This window comes from Polyangiaceae bacterium, assembly GCA_020633235.1.
Lineage (GTDB): Bacteria > Myxococcota_A > Polyangia > Polyangiales > Polyangiaceae > JACKEA01.
In genome coordinates, this window is record JACKEA010000002.1 from 57,826 (window position 1) to 74,595 (window position 16,770).

Annotated in this window: 14 protein-coding genes; 7 read left to right on the forward strand and 7 right to left on the reverse strand. The window is 68.3% G+C overall.

The annotated features are described in order from the left end of the window. Window positions 1–80 precede the first annotated feature (80 nt). From H6717_10855 to H6717_10865, 3 genes are all read left to right on the forward strand, one after another. Complete coding sequence (locus tag H6717_10855) at window positions 81–638, forward strand: hypothetical protein (GenBank protein ID MCB9577511.1); 558 nt, start codon at window positions 81–83, stop codon at window positions 636–638. Beyond that, window positions 635–1,474 (forward strand): type I methionyl aminopeptidase, encoded by an 840-nt coding sequence (map, locus tag H6717_10860; protein ID MCB9577512.1) that lies wholly within the window; start codon window positions 635–637, stop codon window positions 1,472–1,474. The genes H6717_10855 and map overlap by 4 nt, the downstream gene beginning before the upstream one ends. 154 nt (window positions 1,475–1,628) lie before the next feature. Next, the gene (locus H6717_10865; protein MCB9577513.1) at window positions 1,629–3,344 is read left to right on the forward strand and encodes a Fic family protein; all 1,716 of its coding nucleotides are present in this window, start codon (window positions 1,629–1,631) and stop codon (window positions 3,342–3,344) included. A 39-nt stretch (window positions 3,345–3,383) separates the two neighbouring features. Here H6717_10865 and H6717_10870 read toward each other — a convergent pair whose 3' ends face one another. The 5 genes from H6717_10870 to H6717_10890 form a co-directional block, all read right to left on the reverse strand. Further along, the gene (locus H6717_10870) at window positions 3,384–4,745 is read right to left on the reverse strand and encodes a TolC family protein (protein ID MCB9577514.1); all 1,362 of its coding nucleotides are present in this window, start codon (window positions 4,743–4,745) and stop codon (window positions 3,384–3,386) included. Between the two features lie 46 nt (window positions 4,746–4,791). Beyond that, window positions 4,792–6,240 (reverse strand): sigma-54-dependent Fis family transcriptional regulator, encoded by a 1,449-nt coding sequence (locus tag H6717_10875; GenBank protein ID MCB9577515.1) that lies wholly within the window; start codon window positions 6,238–6,240, stop codon window positions 4,792–4,794. Continuing rightward, window positions 6,237–7,619: a diguanylate cyclase gene (locus H6717_10880; GenBank protein ID MCB9577516.1), complete on the reverse strand. Its 1,383-nt coding sequence runs from the start codon at window positions 7,617–7,619 to the stop codon at window positions 6,237–6,239. The genes H6717_10875 and H6717_10880 overlap by 4 nt, the downstream gene beginning before the upstream one ends. A gap of 1,638 nt (window positions 7,620–9,257) precedes the next feature. Further along, window positions 9,258–9,944 (reverse strand): hypothetical protein, encoded by a 687-nt coding sequence (locus H6717_10885; GenBank protein MCB9577517.1) that lies wholly within the window; start codon window positions 9,942–9,944, stop codon window positions 9,258–9,260. Between the two features lie 124 nt (window positions 9,945–10,068). Then, on the reverse strand, window positions 10,069–11,496 hold the full coding sequence (locus H6717_10890; GenBank protein MCB9577518.1) for a hypothetical protein: 1,428 nt from the start codon (window positions 11,494–11,496) through the stop codon (window positions 10,069–10,071). A 338-nt stretch (window positions 11,497–11,834) separates the two neighbouring features. Between H6717_10890 and H6717_10895 the strand changes: the two genes are divergently transcribed. The 3 genes from H6717_10895 (at window position 11,835) to H6717_10905 (ending at window position 13,646) form a co-directional block, all read left to right on the forward strand. Continuing rightward, window positions 11,835–12,179: a polymer-forming cytoskeletal protein gene (locus H6717_10895; protein MCB9577519.1), complete on the forward strand. Its 345-nt coding sequence runs from the start codon at window positions 11,835–11,837 to the stop codon at window positions 12,177–12,179. Window positions 12,180–12,444: 265 nt separating this feature from the next. After that, complete coding sequence (locus tag H6717_10900) at window positions 12,445–13,062, forward strand: hypothetical protein (GenBank protein ID MCB9577520.1); 618 nt, start codon at window positions 12,445–12,447, stop codon at window positions 13,060–13,062. Window positions 13,063–13,103: 41 nt separating this feature from the next. After that, window positions 13,104–13,646: a hypothetical protein gene (locus tag H6717_10905; GenBank protein ID MCB9577521.1), complete on the forward strand. Its 543-nt coding sequence runs from the start codon at window positions 13,104–13,106 to the stop codon at window positions 13,644–13,646. A gap of 45 nt (window positions 13,647–13,691) precedes the next feature. Here H6717_10905 and H6717_10910 read toward each other — a convergent pair whose 3' ends face one another. Next, window positions 13,692–15,227: a glycosyltransferase family 39 protein gene (locus H6717_10910; protein ID MCB9577522.1), complete on the reverse strand. Its 1,536-nt coding sequence runs from the start codon at window positions 15,225–15,227 to the stop codon at window positions 13,692–13,694. A 142-nt stretch (window positions 15,228–15,369) separates the two neighbouring features. On the opposite strand from H6717_10910, the gene H6717_10915 reads away from it, so the two are divergent. Beyond that, entirely contained in the window at window positions 15,370–15,894 is a 525-nt protein-coding gene (locus H6717_10915; protein MCB9577523.1) for a hypothetical protein, read from the forward strand. Between the two features lie 3 nt (window positions 15,895–15,897). Here the strand turns inward: H6717_10915 and H6717_10920 are convergent, their stop codons facing one another. Further along, on the reverse strand, window positions 15,898–16,638 hold the full coding sequence (locus H6717_10920) for a hypothetical protein (GenBank protein MCB9577524.1): 741 nt from the start codon (window positions 16,636–16,638) through the stop codon (window positions 15,898–15,900). Window positions 16,639–16,770 lie beyond the last annotated feature (132 nt).

A 16,770-nucleotide genomic window follows, 5' to 3' on the forward strand; every position in this document is an offset into this window, starting at 1 on the left:
GGGCACCACGCTAGCACCGGCCTCGACGCTGGCTCAAGCACAGCTCGAGCCCCATCTTAGACGGCCGAGGCCCTGGAATGATGGAACCTAGCGCACCCTTTACCTTCGCGCTCCTTGCCTTGTGCTTGGCTGCCACTGCGAGCTGCGGCCCCGAGCCCGAGGCGAACGCGCCCGATCCCGTGGCCCTCGCGCCGTACACGGCGGCCGACTCTGCCCTGTTCGACGACACCTTCTCCCCGGATTTCTTCGGTTTGGAGCGGCCTACACCCGTGGGCGAGGACCGACGCCTCACCGCCCGCGCTCGTAGCGCCGCCCTGGTGCTCGCGGGCCGCGTGTCCACCGTCACCCGCGACCGCCGTGACGCTCTCGAGTCCTACGTCCTGGTGCTGACGCCGACGGGGGTGGTGCGCGGCGAATCGTCAGCCGGCCCCATCACCTTGGAGGTCGATGCTTCGAGCCCCTCCTTTCCCTGGATCCGATCCACCGAGACCGATCTGGTCGGAAGGGGGGTCATCCTCTTCGCGAAGCGCTATAACGACCACGGCGCGCGCGTGCTGCATTGGCACGCCGAAGCGGATACCCCGGAAATCCGCCGGGCCGTGGAGAGTGCCATGCTAGTGTCCGAGGTCGGTTCATGAGACGTGCCCTGAGCTTTCGAACGGGCTCCGTGGAAATAAAGACGCCCAAGGAAATCGAAGCGATGCGTGAGGTCTGCGCCCTCGCCGCGGACACCCTCGTCCGCGTGGGCAACCTCATCGTCCCAGGCGTGACCACGGAGGAGATCAACACCTTCGTCCACCAGGACACCCTGCGACAAGGCGCCCGCCCCGCCCCCTTGAACTACCGCGGGTTTCCCAAGAGCGTCTGCACCTCCGTCAACGAGGTCGTGTGCCACGGGATCCCCGGCGCCCGCCGCCTGGAGGAGGGCGACATCGTCAACGTGGACGTGACCCATGTGTACAAGGGATTCCACGGTGACACCTCGGCCACGTTCTATGTAGGAACACCCAACGAAGACGCGAAGAAGGTGACGGAGGTCGCCCGCAAGAGCCTGGATCTCGGCATCGCGCAGGTGCGGGCGGGAGCTCGATTGGGCGACATCGGAGCGGCGATCCAGGAGTTCGCAGAAGGCCACGGTTGCTCCGTCGTGCGCGACTTCGTGGGGCATGGGATCGGCCGCGTATTCCACGACGAACCGAAGGTGAGCCACTACGGGCGCTGGGGCCGAGGCATCCGCCTACGGGCAGGAATGACCTTCACCATCGAGCCCATGATCAACCTCGGTGGCTGGGAGGTGGAGATCCTCGACGACGATTGGACCGCCATCACCGCGGATGGCTCCCTCTCCGCTCAGTTCGAGCACACCGTCTTGGTCACCGACGCCGGCTGCGAGATCCTCACCGCCCGCAAAGACCCCCTCCCGAACAGCGAGCTGTTCCCGGACTACTTCCGCGAGTCCCGGCCCGTCGGCTGATATCGGTTCGTGGCAGAATTCAGCGTCACTCCCCGCAAGCCTGCTTGACGACGTAGGTTCGAGCCGACTACGTTCCGGCCGAAGCTTTGGGGACTTCCCGTCCCAGCCCCCACTAGGGCCTCCTTGCGGGCGCCGGGATGGTGTCCGACCTGCGATGCCGGCGCGATCCAAGAAGAAGTCTAAGAAGCCGGTGGCCAAGAAAGCCACCACCCGAAGGGCAGCGAGCTCGCCTCGTAAGCCCAAGAAATCTCAGCATTCTTCGTCCAAGAAGAAGGCCAAGAAGAAGCCGGCGCCCAAGCCGAAGCCGAAGCCCAAGAAGCGGCCGGCCCCGAAGCCGAAGCCCAAGGCCAAGAAGAAGCCGGCGGCGGCAAAGAAGAAGACCGTGGCGAAGAAGGCCAAGGTCAGCGCCCGAGACCGCGACCGCGAGAAGGCCCGTCGCGAAAAAGAGCGCGAGAAGGCCCGCCGCGAGAAAGAGCGCGAGAAGGCCCGCCGCGAGAAAGAACGCGAGAAAGCTCAGCGCGAGAAAGAGCGCGAGAAGGCCCGCCGCGAGAAAGAGCGCGAAAAAGAGCGCAAGGAACGCGAGAAGGCCCGCGAAAAAGAGCGCAAGGAGCGCGAGAAGGCCCGCGAAAAAGAGCGCAAGGAGCGCGAGGCCGCCAAGAAGGCCCGGGAGGCCGAGCGCGAGCGCTTGAAGGAAGAAGCGCGCCGAGCGAAGGAAGAGGAGCGCGCCGAGCGCGAGGCCGAGCGCGAGCGGCTGAAGGAAGAAGCGCGGCGCGCCCGAGAAGAAGAGCGCGCCAAGCGGGAAGCCGAGCGCGAGGCCTATCGCAAGGCGAAGGAAGCGGAGCGCGAGCGCCTGCGGGCCGAAAAGGAAGCCGCCCGCCGAGCCCTGGAGGGCAAGGTGGCCCGCCTCAGCAAGCGCGCCCAACGCGCCGGTTCAGGGCGGGGTGCCACCACGCGCGTGTATCGACCCGACGCCATCCCGAACCAATCGGGAACCACCCGCCGCGTGACCGGCGAGGCGCCCGTCGCCCCCCGTCCCCCGCCGGAGCCCCAGCCGGCAGCATCTCCAGTGCCGCCGCCCCCGCCGCCCCCTCCTCCGCCGCCACCGGTGCCGGAGCGGATCGACGAGCGCTACGCGTTGATCGTAGAGCGTCTCGGCAAGTGCCCGGAGGAGTTCCGGCGTGAGTACGCCGAGAGCTTCGACATGTCCTGGATCTACCACGACAGCGCCCTGGAAGGCGTCGTCTACACCTTCCAGGAGCTCAAGACCGCGATCGATCCCAACATCACGGTAGTACCCGACAGCAGTCTCCAGCCGGTGTGCGAAGAGATCCGTCGCCACAAGACGGCCCTCGAGCTGGTCCGTGACCTCGGCGAGAAGAAGCGCTCCAGCGTCAACATCGACGTGATCAAGAAGCTCTACCTCACGCTTCACCCCGAAGAGGGCGACCTGAAGAGCGTGAAGTACCGCAAGGACATTCCCCAGCACCGGCTGTACTTCCACGAGTACGCCCAGCCGGACAAGATCGCCTATCGCGTGCGCCAGGTGATCGACTGGCTGAACGGCCCGGAGCCGAAGAAGATCAAGGACCCGATCCGCATCGCGGCGCGCGCTCACTACGATCTGCTGCGCGTCTTCCCGTTCCCGTCGGACAGCGGCAAGGTCGCCCGTTTGCTGATGAACGTGTTGCTCATGCGCTCGGGCTACCCGCCTGCCATCATTCATTCCACGGAGCGGCAGCGCTATTACGAAGCACTCAAGGGCTCGCTGCCCACCATCATCACGATGGTGCGCGACGCCATCAACAATGGCCTGGCCAGCATCGAGAAGCGTCTCGACGACCAAGAAGCCACCCTCCGAGCAAGCTTCTGATTTTGTCGGTGCGGCGCGGGCACGCCCCTGCCCGCGCCCTCAACGCTCGTTGTTCATCGCGTCCCAGCCCGTCGCCTGGGCCAGCTTGGCGACCGCCACGTTGTAGTCGAAGATCGCGGACAGCTGGTTGAAGCGCTTGAGGGCGTACTCCTTGGCGGGATCTGCGATGTCTTCTTCCTCGAAGGTGCCCACGTCGATGCCTTGCTGCACCTTGATGAGCCACTGCTTCGCCAGCTTCAGCGCGCGGGTGTGAGCGTCGAGCCGCTTCTGGGCGTCGCGGGCCTCGATGTAGGCGTTCTCCACCTCCACGGCGACGCCCCCCAGCGCGTATCGCTCGGTAGCGCGGATTTCTTCCACCTGCGCCGCGGCTTGCGCCACGCGCGCGGACTGCGGCAGGAAGTCGAGCTTCCAGCGCAGCACCAGCGCCGCACCGTAGTGGAAGTAGTTGCCACCGTCGTGCACGAAGGGGTTCTGCTGGTCCGTGACCTCCGGCGCCTTGGCCCACTTGGCGCTGAGGCCGACGGCCAGATCCGGATAGTAGCGGGAGCGTTCGAGGCGAAGCTGGGCGTTGCGGGCCGCGATGCCCGCCCGCGCCATGTTGATCTCCGGACGAAACAAGCGCGCCGCTTCCAGGTAGCGAGCCAGCGGCGCGAGGGTGTGCGGGTTCTTCTTGAGGGGTCGGTCCGCGATGTCGAACTGACCACGGACGCCGGTGAGGAAGCGCAGCCCCGCGAGGGCCTGCGCTTCGTGACGGCGAGCCTCGCTCTCCTTCACCACCAGATCTTCGCGGTACATCTTGAGCTTGATGAGCTCGATGTCGTCCCCTTCCCCTTCGGCCACGCGATCCGATAGCCGCTTGATGTACTTGTCGATGCGCTTGGAGGCGTCTCGCAGCAAGAGCAGGGAATCCCGCGCCAGCAGGATGCCGTAGAAGGCTTGCCGCACCGACAGCTTGACGGCGTTCTTCTCCTTCTTCACCTCGTGCTCGCCGACCTTCACTTGAGCGTCGGCGGCGTCCCACAGGTTCGTGATCTTGCCGAACGTCCAGAGCGGCACCGCGCCCTCGATGCCCACCTGCCATGCGAGGGCCATGTTGCTGGTCAGCGATGCGTCCGTATTGGGGCTGTAGATGCTGGTTCCGCGAACCGTGGGCGCCGGCCCGATGCCCCCGGTGAAGGTGAAGTCGGAGTAGGGCTGGGTATGGGCCTGCCGCACCTGCGCACGCTTCTGCTCCAAGCGCGCCCGAGCCTCGTGGATCTTCGGGTAGTTCTGCTCCGCCAGGTTGAGACAGCGCCTCAGATCGTAGCGCGGTCCGCTGACCTTCGCCGACTCCTGCGCTCGCGCGGGGCTCGCGGCCAAGGTGCCGGTCGCAAGCAAGACGAAGGCCAGGGCAAAGCGCATCGGGCGCAGCCTATCCCGATTGTCTCGCGAGCGTCGAGAGCTGGACTCAGTCCTTGTTGCCCAAAAGTCCGGCGCGCTTGGCGGTCCGTCGGAAATTCGAACGGTCGAGCCCGGCCTGCCGTGCGGCCTCCGACACGTTGCCCTGAGCTCGTCGTAGGACGGTGGACAAATAGCTCTCCTCGAACTCGTCGAGGGCCCGCTGCTTCGCTTCGCGGAAGGGCAGATCGAACAGGGCACTGGTGAACCCGGAGGTTTCGTCCACGCTCCCGGCAGCCGACGGTGCGCCTCGCGAAAAGGGCAGGTCCCCCGCCGAAAGCGCCTCGCCATGACAGAACACCACGGCGTGCTCGACGGCGTTCTCCAGCTCGCGCACGTTGCCCGGCCAGGGGTAGCGCTCGAGCTGCGCCATCGCATCCGGGTCGATGCGCTTGATGTCACGCTTGGCGCGGAGCGTGTGCTTGTGCAGAAAGTGATAAGCGAGGAGCGGAATGTCGTCCTTGCGCTCCCGCAGCGCGGGCAGCTCGATGGCGACCACGTTGAGGCGGTAGTAGAGGTCGTCGCGAAATCGTCCCTGTTCGATCTGCGTGCGCAGGTCCACGTTGGTCGCCGCCACCACGCGCACGTCCACGATCTTGGTTTCGTTGGCACCGACGCGCTTGATCTCCCCCTGCTGCAGCACGCGCAGGAGCTTCACTTGGGCCAGCGCCGGTAGGTCGCCCACCTCGTCGAGAAAGATGGTGCCGCCGTCTGCCGCCTCGAACAGCCCCGGACGCGTGGCGGTGGCGCCGCTGAATGCGCCCCGCACGTGGCCGAACAGCTCGCTCTCCACCAGATCCACCGGAATGGCCGAGCAGTTGACGGCGACGAAGGGCTTCCCGCTGCGCCGCGAGTGCTGATGAATCGCCCGGGCCGTGAGCTCCTTGCCGGTGCCGCTCTCGCCCAGGATCAGCACCGTGGTCTCCGTGGGCGCCACGCCCAGGGCCAGGCGATACACCTCCTGCATGCGGGGCGAGTTGCCGATCAGCTCGCCGAACTTGCGCATCTGCTCGAGGCGCTGTTCCAACATGCGAGCGCGATCCAGGAGCCGGCGGCGCTCCGCCGCCTTCACCACGGAGAGCACGACCTCGTCGTTGGAGCGGAAGGGCTTGGTCAGGAAGTGGTAGGCGCCGGCGCGCACCGTCTTTACGGCGGTCTCCACATCCGCGAAGGCCGTCATCATGATCACTTCCACGTCCGCGTGGCGACTCTTGACGAACTCCAACAGCTCCATCCCGCCAACGTTGGGCATCATCAGATCCACCAGCGCGACGTCCACCCGCTCGCTGCCGAGCAGCTCCATGGCCACGGCGCCGTCCCCCGCCGTGTGCACCTTCATGCCGCGACTCAGCAGGATCCGCGCGAGATTCCGCCGCAGCGTCGGCTCATCGTCCACCACCAACACGCACAACGGATCGGCACCGTCCGTCGTGATGGCCTCGACTTCGTCTTCGCTCATCCCGACCCCCGACGGCTGGAGGGCGGCCGATCGGAGATGCGATAGCCGCGACGCCCCGCCGGCGGGGGATTGGAGCGCGGCGTGCCCGGCCGCTCGGAGGGGAGCGGCTCCCCGGTGCCCTCGCCCACCACCGGCGTGTACAGGTAGCCGTGCTGCTGAAAGACGCAGATGCGATTGCCGCCGTCGCGCTTGGCGTGGTGCAGCGCCGCGTCGGAAGCACGGAGCAGCGCGTCCTTCGAGCGCACGTCCCGCGACGGATACAGCGCGACGCCCACGCTCAAGGTGACGCGGAAGGGCCGGGAGCCCTCGCCGAAGAAGGGCCGCTCGCTGACGGAGCGCCAGATCCGCTCGGCCACGGTGACCGAGCCGGCGAAGTGCGTGCTGGGCAGCACCACGAGGAACTCGTCGCCTCCGAAGCGGGCCACGACGTCCACGTCCCGCACCGTCCGACCGATGGCCTCCGCGACGCCCTTGATCACGGTGTCCCCGGCGCTTCTGCCGTCGGAATCGTTGATGGCTTGCAGCCGATCGATGTCGAGCACGATGCACGCCAGCGGGTCGTGATAGCGCTCTGCCCGCTTGAACTCCTCGGCCAGCCGCGTGTGCAAGTAGCGGTAGTTGTAGAGCCCCGTGAGATCGTCGTGAACGCTCAGCTGCTCGAGCTTTGCTCGCGCTCGCACCACGTGGTCGTGGAGCTTCTTGATGCGCAGCATGGCCTCTACCCGAGCGATGAGCTCACGCTCGTCGAACGGCTTGCACACGTAGTCGTCGGCGCCGATGCGCAGCCCCTCCACCCGACTCTGGGTGTCCGTCTTCACCGTCACCAACACCACCGGCAGGAACGTCTCGGTGGTCATGCCCTTGAGCAGACGGCACGCCTCGAGGCCCGATAGTCTGGGCATCAGGATGTCGAGCAGCACCAGGTCGACGTCGCCGCGCCCCACGCGCTCCACCGCGGCCTGGCCGTCTTCCACGGCTTCCACCACGAAGCCGTTGGCGCGCAGCATGCTGGACAGCAGCTCACGGGTGATGCGGTCGTCGTCCGCGACGACGATCGTGGATCCCACGACGGAGCGGGAGACCGGTCCGCCGGAGATGGGCGGTTCGCTCGCAAGAGGCGGCTCGCTGTCAACCACGGCTCCGAGGGTAGCACTACTGCCGCGGAGTTCAGAAATCGGGGCGCGGGGGACGACTACGGCATCAGATCCAGGGAAAGCCAAGCGTCTGCGCCGCCGCGCCCCACCCGCTTTCCGGCCCACGCCAGGACCGCAAGACAGCCGCACGGGTGTCGGTAACCGATGCTGCCTCGCACCGCGAGCAGCTTCCTCGCGCTGAGGTCGTGCTCCGAACCCACGCTGCTCGCGAGCCAGCGCGTCCATGTCACGCCGATCTCGCCGCCGGCGCTCACACCCGAGTCCGAAAGCCAACCCAGGGGCGGCTCCGAGAAGTCATCCGCCGACAGCCAGCGCGCGAGCACGGGCTCCACGTCGCCCCGGCTCTCCACGTGGCCGGAGACGTGAACGTCGTCCGGGCGCCCGAGACGCAGACGCGCAAGGGTGGTCGGCTGCCGCGTGGTGTCCACGTCCCAGGTCGACTCCACGCTGGCGCCAAAGAGCGTGGTGTCCGCGATGAGGCGCCCGCTTCCGAGCGCCGTCAGATCCTCCGTGGGACCGACTTCACCGCCCAGCAGCGTCAAGCGCAGGGCGTCCCGCGCGGCGAAGCGCCCGAGGGTGGTGTCGAGCCCTGCCGCCACGCGCAGCAGCGGTTCGTCCGGCGCGGGCAAGGTATCGAAGGCGGGCCGGCCGCCGCGGTGCAGCGCCGCGCGGGCGCCGCCATTGACGAAGGGCTCCACGCGGTGGCGCAGCGGATCCGGCCCCGCGCCGAAGCTCCGCACCAGCGGCAGCCCGACGCGCGCGTCGAGCGCGCCCCAACTGTCGAGCCCCGAGTCCACCTCCGTGCTCGACAGCTCCAGCCCGTGACGGAGCCGCGCGTCGACGCTCAGCGGCCCCAGCACGGGGGCGAAGCCGATGGCCGCGCGCTCGCTGACCGCGCTGGAGCTCCGGCTCTCGGATTCGCGAAAGCTGGCCACGTCGCCGGCGAGGTCCACGCTGCCGTGAGCGCCCAGCGCCTCGCTCACGCCGAGGTGCGCTCGCGGGCCGATCTCCCCCACCTCGTCCACGGGTGCGGCACGACGCCCCACGCTCTGGGCCCCCGCCGCGAGCACCACCCCGGACACCGTCTCCGACAGCTCGAGCTCCGCGCGATCGAAGCGGCGCGCCGCCGGCTCGAGCTCCACCGTCCCCCGCCGCCCGCGCGCCCCGCGGATGGCGTCCACCCGCCAAGCAACACTGCCCGCGTGGCGCCCTCCCGCGCTGCCGTGGGCGTCGAGCTCGAGCAAGCTCTGATTCAAGTGATCCCAACGCACGCGGGTGGACGAGGTGGGCGCCGCCAAGCGCCCCTCGAGCTCGGCGCCGCCCTTCAGGTATCCCGAGGCGAACACGTCGAGCTGAGTGTCGCTGTCGCTGCCGAAGGGCACGTGCACGCCAGCTCCGGCCAGAAGCCCATCGTCGCCCCGCCACGACAGCCGTGGCGGCAAGAGCCCCATCCGGTTCTTCGCCCGCAGCCAGAACCACGGCAGCCAGAACACCGGTACACTGCCGGCGTACACCGTGGGGTTCTCCAGCAGCAGATCGGTGGGCGGAGCGACCGTCGCCGAGTCGAAGGTGAGCGACAGCGGCGGGTCCGGACAGGGACAGAACGCCACCCGCCCGCGTCCTTCCACCTCCACGCCCCGAGGACCGCGCTGCAGCGTCAGGTGGTCGCTCAGCAGCCGGTAGCGATCCACCTGAATCACGACGTCGTCGGACAGCTCCAGTCGCTGCAGGCGGGTGTCCACCTCGACCTTCCCGGCGCGGAAGTCGACGCGGTACTCGGGCTCTTCTGCCGCGCGTGCGGGGAGCGCCCAGGCCATCGCCAGCGCGGCGATCCCGAAAGGCAGGAGACGCTGCACGGAAAGGTCAGGGCTTGGGGCCGGGCTTCTTCACGGCGCTCGGCGCCCGCGGGGCCGAGTGCACCGCCGCGCGGTCGCTTTGGCTCTGCCCCACCCCTAGCGGCGCGACCTGATCGGTCGCCACGTAGCTGTGACTCGGTCGCGGAAGACTGACCCGCAGCACCATCGTCCCGCGCGGGCCGTCGATCACGGTGTGGGTCGGCGTGACGTTCTCGCGCAGCTCCAGCACCAGCTGGGCGCCCGCCTTGTCGGGACGAAGCCGCGCGCGGCTGAGCGGCGTGTCGAAGAACTGCGTTGCCAACACGTGGGTGTTGTTCCACACGGCGATCTGCGCGCCGGTGAGCACGAAGGTGACGCGCCCCGGCGCCTTGCTCACCTGCACCGGCACCTTCTTGTTCACGTACACCCAGAGCTGGCTGGTGCCGTCCGGCAGCATCATGAAACCCGGGTAGGTCGCGATCGGCGCGTTCGGGTCGATCTTGCGGCGCTTCCCGCGGTAGTGCCGCCGCGGCTTCTTCGACCAGCTGTAGCCGCCGGTCACCCCCGGAGGCTTCTCCTTCTCCGCCGCCTTGCCCGAGGGCGCCTCCGCCGGGGCCTCACTGGGCGCTTCCGGAGCGCCTTGGCTCTGGGCCCAAGCCCACGCCGGCGCGAGCGCCAAGCCCACCGCGAGCACCACGCTGAGCCTCTTATCCATGCTCAGCACTTTCGCACGAGGCTCCGGCGAAAGCCAGAACCGGCGGCTTCGGGGACAGGGGATGTTGGTCCGGCGCGGAAACATCGCGCCGCGCCGGGGGCGAAATGCCCCCGGCAAACCCCGGCTACTGGGCGCTGCGGCGGCGGCGAAGCGAGGCTTCTTCGACGCGCTTGTCGCTGGACTCCGACTTCCGCAGTCCGCTGGCGGACTTGTAGATCTCGTCGAGCTTGGCGGTGATGGTCGCGTACACGCGCGCGTCGGGGCTGTAGAAGATGTTGCGACGAGTGCCGTCCGGCCCCTGCTGCAACGTCAAGTTCGCGTAGCCGACGGCGACGTTCATCTCGTCGATCACGTCCACCCCGACCTCGGAGTTGAACAACGTGATGACGGAGAAGTTGTTCGGATCTTGCACCGTGCTCGGGGTCTCACAGCCCGTGAGCAGGTTGCCGCACACCGGCCGATTCTCGAAGTCGTACTTCCACACCGGGCGCCACGAAAACCAGTTGGTCCACACCACCTTCTCGGTGATCGCCAGCTCGCCGATGAGGTCCAAGGTGACGTTGTGCGCAGCGTTCGCCGCGCCACCGAGCTGATCGCTCGGGAGCGCGCGGCCGTCAGGACCCATGCGAGTGTAGGCCAGATCCCCGTTGGTGGGCTGAGTGGCCTTGGTGAACCAGTGGCTGTAGCCGACGCGCCCTGTGAGCGCGAAGGTCTGCAGCACCGGCTCCGAGGTACCCATCAGGGGCACTTGCTGGGTCACGCCGGCGAGCGCGCCGACCTGAATGATGCGACCGCTGTTGGCGCTGTTCTTGGAAGTGGGGAACGCCAGCGTGGGGGCACGCAGGGCGAGATCCGTACGGATGTCCCCTTCCTTGTACAGATTGCGGGAGTACTGCGGGAAGATGGACAGATCGCTGAGCGTCCACTCGCCGCGCTTCGTGGTCGAATCGCTGTTGGTGAACTCGCGAATCAGATCCAGGCGCCCGCGCAGGCTGATGCTCTGGGAGGGATCCTCGGCCTCCCACAGGTAGTAGCGGGGCCCGAAGATGAACGACATTTCGTAAGTCGGGTTGCGCGTGAGCTCGTTTCGGCCGACGCCCACGGTCTCCGTCGTGGCGGAGTTGTCCCAGCCGAGGGAGGTGCCACGCCAGGGAAGCTTCTCTTCCTTGGCTTCGCCCCCGCCCGGGCCGCCGGTCTTGGCGCCGGTGTCGATCTGCGGATTGGCGCTGGCGCCAAAGCCAATTTGCGCGCCGCCCGTTCCGCCAGCCGGCGGCGGCGCTGCCGTGGGGGCGGTGCCGCCGGCAGGTGGCGGCGTGGCCGGTGCGGGAGCGGGCTGCTGTGTGTTCGAGGGCGGCGCCGCGTCTTCGGGCTTTTTCTCGCCATCTGGTGCCGCCGGCGGCGCTGCTGGAGCGTCTCCTTCGGCGGGAGCGGCGCCCGGGTCGGGCGGCGGCGGGGCGGGGTCGTCCTGAGCGTAGGACGGCATCGCGAATAGGACGGCGGACGCGGCCAGCGCGACCCCAATACCAAGGCGACCCAAGCTTCGGCCCTTCATCGAACGCATACCTCTCGTTGATTGATGCAAAGTGCAGCCTCGGCGCCACGCCCGAGCACAGCGCCCCCCGCCTTTTCAGCGCCGGAGGGCCTCTCACGAACGGTGACCAGCGTCAATCCGTGCGTGACGACCGCGTTCGGATCCCGAGACGGCACCCCAGAAAGCAGGATCCGTTCCCGCCCAAGCCGTTCACCTAAACGACTGAAATAGCGTGACTTTTTGGGTAGCTCCGAGGCCACGTTATGCAACTGTCAGCGGTGGGCGGGAAGATCGTCGCAAAGCTGACGACGCGGGTCTGGTGGAGCGAGCCGGACGAACCCTGTATGCTCCGCGCCCCAATGGACGCCTCCCTGCCCGCCACCGAAATCACGGCCTTGCTGGGCCGGGGTACCCGTTTCGAGGGCAAGCTCCACTTCGAGGGTCGCGTGCGGATCGACGGCTTTTTCAAGGGCGAAATCCACAGTGACGACGTGCTGATCATCGGCGAGGGGGCCGAGGTAGACGCCGAGATCGACGTGGCCACGGTGATCATCAAGGGGGGCACGGTCACCGGCAACGTGCGCGCAGCGACCTCCATCGAGCTGTACGTGCCGGCGCGGGTGAACGGGAACCTGCACTCCCCGGAGATCTTCATGGACAAGGGCGTGCAGTTCTCCGGCAGCTGCACGATGGCGCCGCTGTAGCGCCTCGCCTGTGGCGGAAGCGCCTCACCCCCTGAGAACCTCGGGGTCCACCGCGCCCGGCTCCTAGCTCCCCCCAGGACTCGCGCTTCCGACGCAAGCCCTCGGACTCAGAGCGATTTTTCACGTGCCCGGGAGCGGCGGCATGGCTCCTGCACAAGTCCACGCCATGCAGCAACCTGCTGGACCTCGCCCCGACGAATGGTCATCGTGGGTGGAAGATCGCGGCAGGGGAAACCGTAAGTCTCGCCCAACGGGAGGGTTCTTGATGAGCTCACGTCGTACCACCGTACTGTCCTTGCTGGCCGCCATGGGCCTCGCCGTCCTCGCTCCTCGCGCCTCCGCGGCGCCGGATGCCGAGGCCAAGCGCCTCATGAAGCTGAGGGACTCCGAGCGCTACGAAGTGCTCACCAAGCACAGCAGCACCAAGGCCGGTTGCGCCCGCGTGCACATCGCCGCTCCGGAAAAGACGGTGGAGAAGGTCATCAAGGACTTCCGCCACTACGAAGACTTCATCAAGCGCTTCGACAAATCCAAGGTCGTGGGGCGCGACGGCGACAAGACCGACGTCTACCTGCAGGTGCCCATCCTCAAGGGCGCCGCGAAGATCTGGGCGGTGGTGCGCTTCGAGCCGATCAAGAGCGTGGGCAACGAGAAGATCCTCGAAGGCCACATGGTGAAGGGCAACGTGAAGCGGCTCGACGCCACGTGGCGTCTCAAGAAGATCGACGACGACGATACGCAGCTGAACCTCGAGCTGCTGATCGTGCCCAAGCTCCCCGTGCCGGGCTCGGTGGTGACGGGCGAGGTCGCTTACGCGGCGGACACCGCCGTGGTGGGCTCTCGTGACCGCGCCGAGAAGAAGCACAAGAGCAAGAAGAAGTGAGCTGAGTTGACGGCGCGACGGTCGCGCCGTAGGGCGCACGGGTGCGGATCCGCTGGGTAGTGACTGCGCTGGTGCTGGCGGGGTGCAAGCGCACCCCGCCGTCGGATCCGGGCCCCGGCGCCACCTCTGCGGCCGTGCCGCCGGCCGCGAGCAGCGCGCCGTCGGTGGCCGCCGCGCCGCCCCCCGAGCGCCCCGCCGTGAGCGGCTGCTTCGACGCAGTGCGCCCGCTGCCGTCCGAGCCCAAGGCCGCCCTCGCGGCGTTGTCCGCAGCGTGTGCTCCCGGGTTCCGCCCATTGGGGGAAGCGGTCCGCGCCGCCCACGGCAACGCGACGGTGACGGTCGATGTGCCGGACCTGGCCTGCGTGCGGGTCATCGCCGTGGGCGCGCCGAGCGTGCGGGAGCTCGACGCAGTGCTCAGCGACGCGAAGGGCCGAGAGCTCGGCCGGGACGTGCTGCCGGGCCGTTTTGCCCTGGTCGCCGAGGGCGGGCCGATCTGCGTGCGCACCGGCGGGACCCTCAGCGCGAAGGTGCGGCCGCGGGTGGGTAGCGGCGAAGCGCTGGTGCAAGTGCTGACGGCGAAGTGACGAGCCGCGGGGCGCGCCGGGCTCGCGCCGCCCCGACAAAATCTGTCAGGGGCTAGGAGCCAGGCTCCACAGCACGGCGCCACCCGCTTCGACCCGGGCGACGGCGCCGGGGACGGCGCCGCGGGTCAGCTGGAGTTGGGCAGGTCGGCCGCGGGGAACGATCACGACCGCCGCGCGCATGCGGCCGAGCTCGCGCAGTGTGGAGAACGCGTTGGGCGGCACCTCGGGCTCGGCGGAGATCGTGATCTGCGGCAAGCCCATCGCGTCCATGGCGGCGGCCATGCGCGACAGCTCGCTGCCGTCCCCGGGGGGCAAGCTGCGGGCCGCGATCACACGACCCGCGCCTCCGAGGAGCGGCGAGAAGTAGCTGCCCAGCACGGGAACGCGGACCAGGCTCGAGAGCGCGACGGCGAGGAGTACGACGCCGAGACTCGGGCGCGCGAGCTTCGGTTGGGCGACGGACAGCGCGGCGCTGGCTCCCGCCGCGGCAGCCAGCGCCACGAAGGGCAACGCGAGCTCCACCCGCGGCGGGAACAGCGTGAGGGGCAGCGGCGTGAGCGCCGGACCGAGGAGCGTGGCGGCGAAGCCCGCGAGCAGCAGCACGTCCCAGGGCTCGGCGCGACGTCGGACGACGCGCACCACGCTCGACCCGAGACCCACGAGCGCCAGCAGTAATAGCACCCAGGGCGTGGTCTCCACCAACCACAACGCGGCGTAGCCCCCGGGCACCGGCGGTCGCTGGATGGTGGCGCCCAAGACCAGCGTCGGCTGCACCGTGGGAGCCAGCGGAGCCAGAGCCCAGCGCGCCAGGCCCACCACGTTGGACTTCCACAAGCCGGGATTGGAGATCAGCAGCAACAGCGGAGCGAAACCGAGGGCGAAGAGCGCGCTGCTGGGGGCGAGCAGTCTGCCGCCACGGAAGCAGCGACGCGGCGACGCGAGCACCTCCACCGCGATCATGAGCGGCACCAGCCACAGGGCGGCGAGGCTCCGCGTCGCCCCCACCCCGACCCAGAGCCCCGCGAGCAACGCCCAGCGCAGCCGATGTTGGCGCGACTGGCGTGCTCGAAAGGCGAGGGCGAAGGCGCCCAACCACGTGGTGCCCAAGAGCGCCGCGTCGGAGGCGGTGGCAGCGGCGTGGAGCCAGCGCGGCGTCAGCAACAGGAGCAGCGCCCCGAACCCAGCCAGGAGCGGACCGAAGCGCCGCGCGAGCAGCGACCACAGCGAAAGCGGTGCCGCGGCGAGGAGCAGCAGCCACGGCAAGCGGGAGGCCGTCAGCGGATCCACTATCCCCACGCGTCCCAAGCTGAGCTTCGACCAGGCCGCGAGCAGGATGAACCCCGTGCCGCGAGCGTCGAAGCCGCGGTACACCGTCTGGGCCCGCGCGTCCGAAAGCGCCCCGAGCCCCGACCCCGCGATGCCCTTCACCACGGCGCCGGTGGCGTCGACGTTGGCCAGCCGGCCCAGCTCCTCGAACGATGGCCCCGTCAGCCGCGATGCGATCAGCAGGAGCACGAGGGACAGCCCATAGAGCAGGAACGGCAGCACGCGGGGACGCGCGAGGCGGCTCAGAACAGCCACAATCCGGCCTCCACCAGAGCGATCACGGCCAGCAGTGGCAGCAGGTAGCGGAGGGCGTTGCGCACGGCGGCCGAGGCTAGACAGGTTTTTCACCCGATTCCACGCTGTTATGGCCGCCGGGAGCTGGCTATACTGCGCATCCATGAGGCTCTCGAGCACGCTGGCGGTGGCGATCACGCTTCTGGCCAGCCTCAGTGGTTGCCGCTCCGCCCACATCAAGGACCTGTACGTCTCCCGAGATGCAGACGGAGTGCGTCGCACCAAGTGCATCCACCCGGATGCGTCCGGCTTCTACGTGACGGCCGAGGTGCTGAGCTACCGGGACGACACCCTGCTCTGGCCCTACGTCACGGTTCTCGGCGGCAACGACGAGCCGGACACCACCCTGCCCTTCGTGCTGGCGCAGGACGGACAGCCTTTCTACGACCCGGACTCCGAGCACGGCGACGAGCTGAACGAGTTTGGCAACATCGCCACCGGCAAGGGGGAGTCGCAGATCACGATCTCGCACGAGCGGGATCTGGAGGCCGATCCCCCGGATCCGCGCTTCTCCCAGGGCAGCTATCGCATCGACTACTACCTGAACGACGAGAACTCGCCGCGGGACGGCATCGCGTTCGTCGTGAACAACGAGTGCCCGTACTCCCCCCTGCCCGACACGTTGTGAGGCTCAGTCCTCTTTCGCCTTCTTGATGATCTGGCTGTAGCGCGCGTTACGCCGCAGGATCGGAAACTCCGATTGGGTGCGGGAACGGCGGATCCAGTCGTCCAGCGAGTTGTGCGTGCGGAGGAACTTGGGGCGTCGCAGGGCCTTGGCGATATCGAGGGCCTTCTCGAAGCTGTCGGCGCAGGCGTCGACGTCCTTGTTCATGCACTGGGCGCGCGCCAGGTTGTAGAAAATCTCGGCGCTGTTGTCCCAGTTCTTCTTGGCGATCTCGAGGTGCTTGATGGCGTTTTCGGCGTCCTTCTTGCGAAGGTAGGCGAAGGCGAAGCCCATGCGCAGGTAGTAGTGCTCGCTCTCGGGCAGCGTGCACTCCTTGTCGTGGAGCTTTTCGGCCTCCTGGTAGAACGGGATCGCGTCGTCCGCGGCTGCCTCGTACTTCGTCTTCTTGTCGAACAGCGCCGCGTCCCCACGCCAGACCCGAACCGTGGCGCTGTTCGGGTACTTCTTCATCAGGTTGTCGAGCAGCAGCTGCGCGGTGTCGTACTTCTTGTCCTTGAAGGCGGTGACCGCGGGGCGGAACTCGCCCTGCCCCGGGTCCATGCTCTTGCCCATGGGGCAAGGACCGGTGGAGACCGGCGCGGGCGTGGGCGCCGGCATCGGCTCCGTGGTGGCGCTGCTCTTCTTCTTGCAGGCCAGCAGGGCCAACATCACGATTGCTGTGGCGACGACCAGGGTGCGGGAGCTCATCTCGACCTGGGGGATTACCAGCGGGGGCGGGGTGCCACAACCCACGGGCGCGCTTGCGCGGCGCGTCAATCCGTGGCCTATTTACGACCCCTGCCGGACGTGGCCAGGGCTCGTGGGGCCCGAGCCCACGCC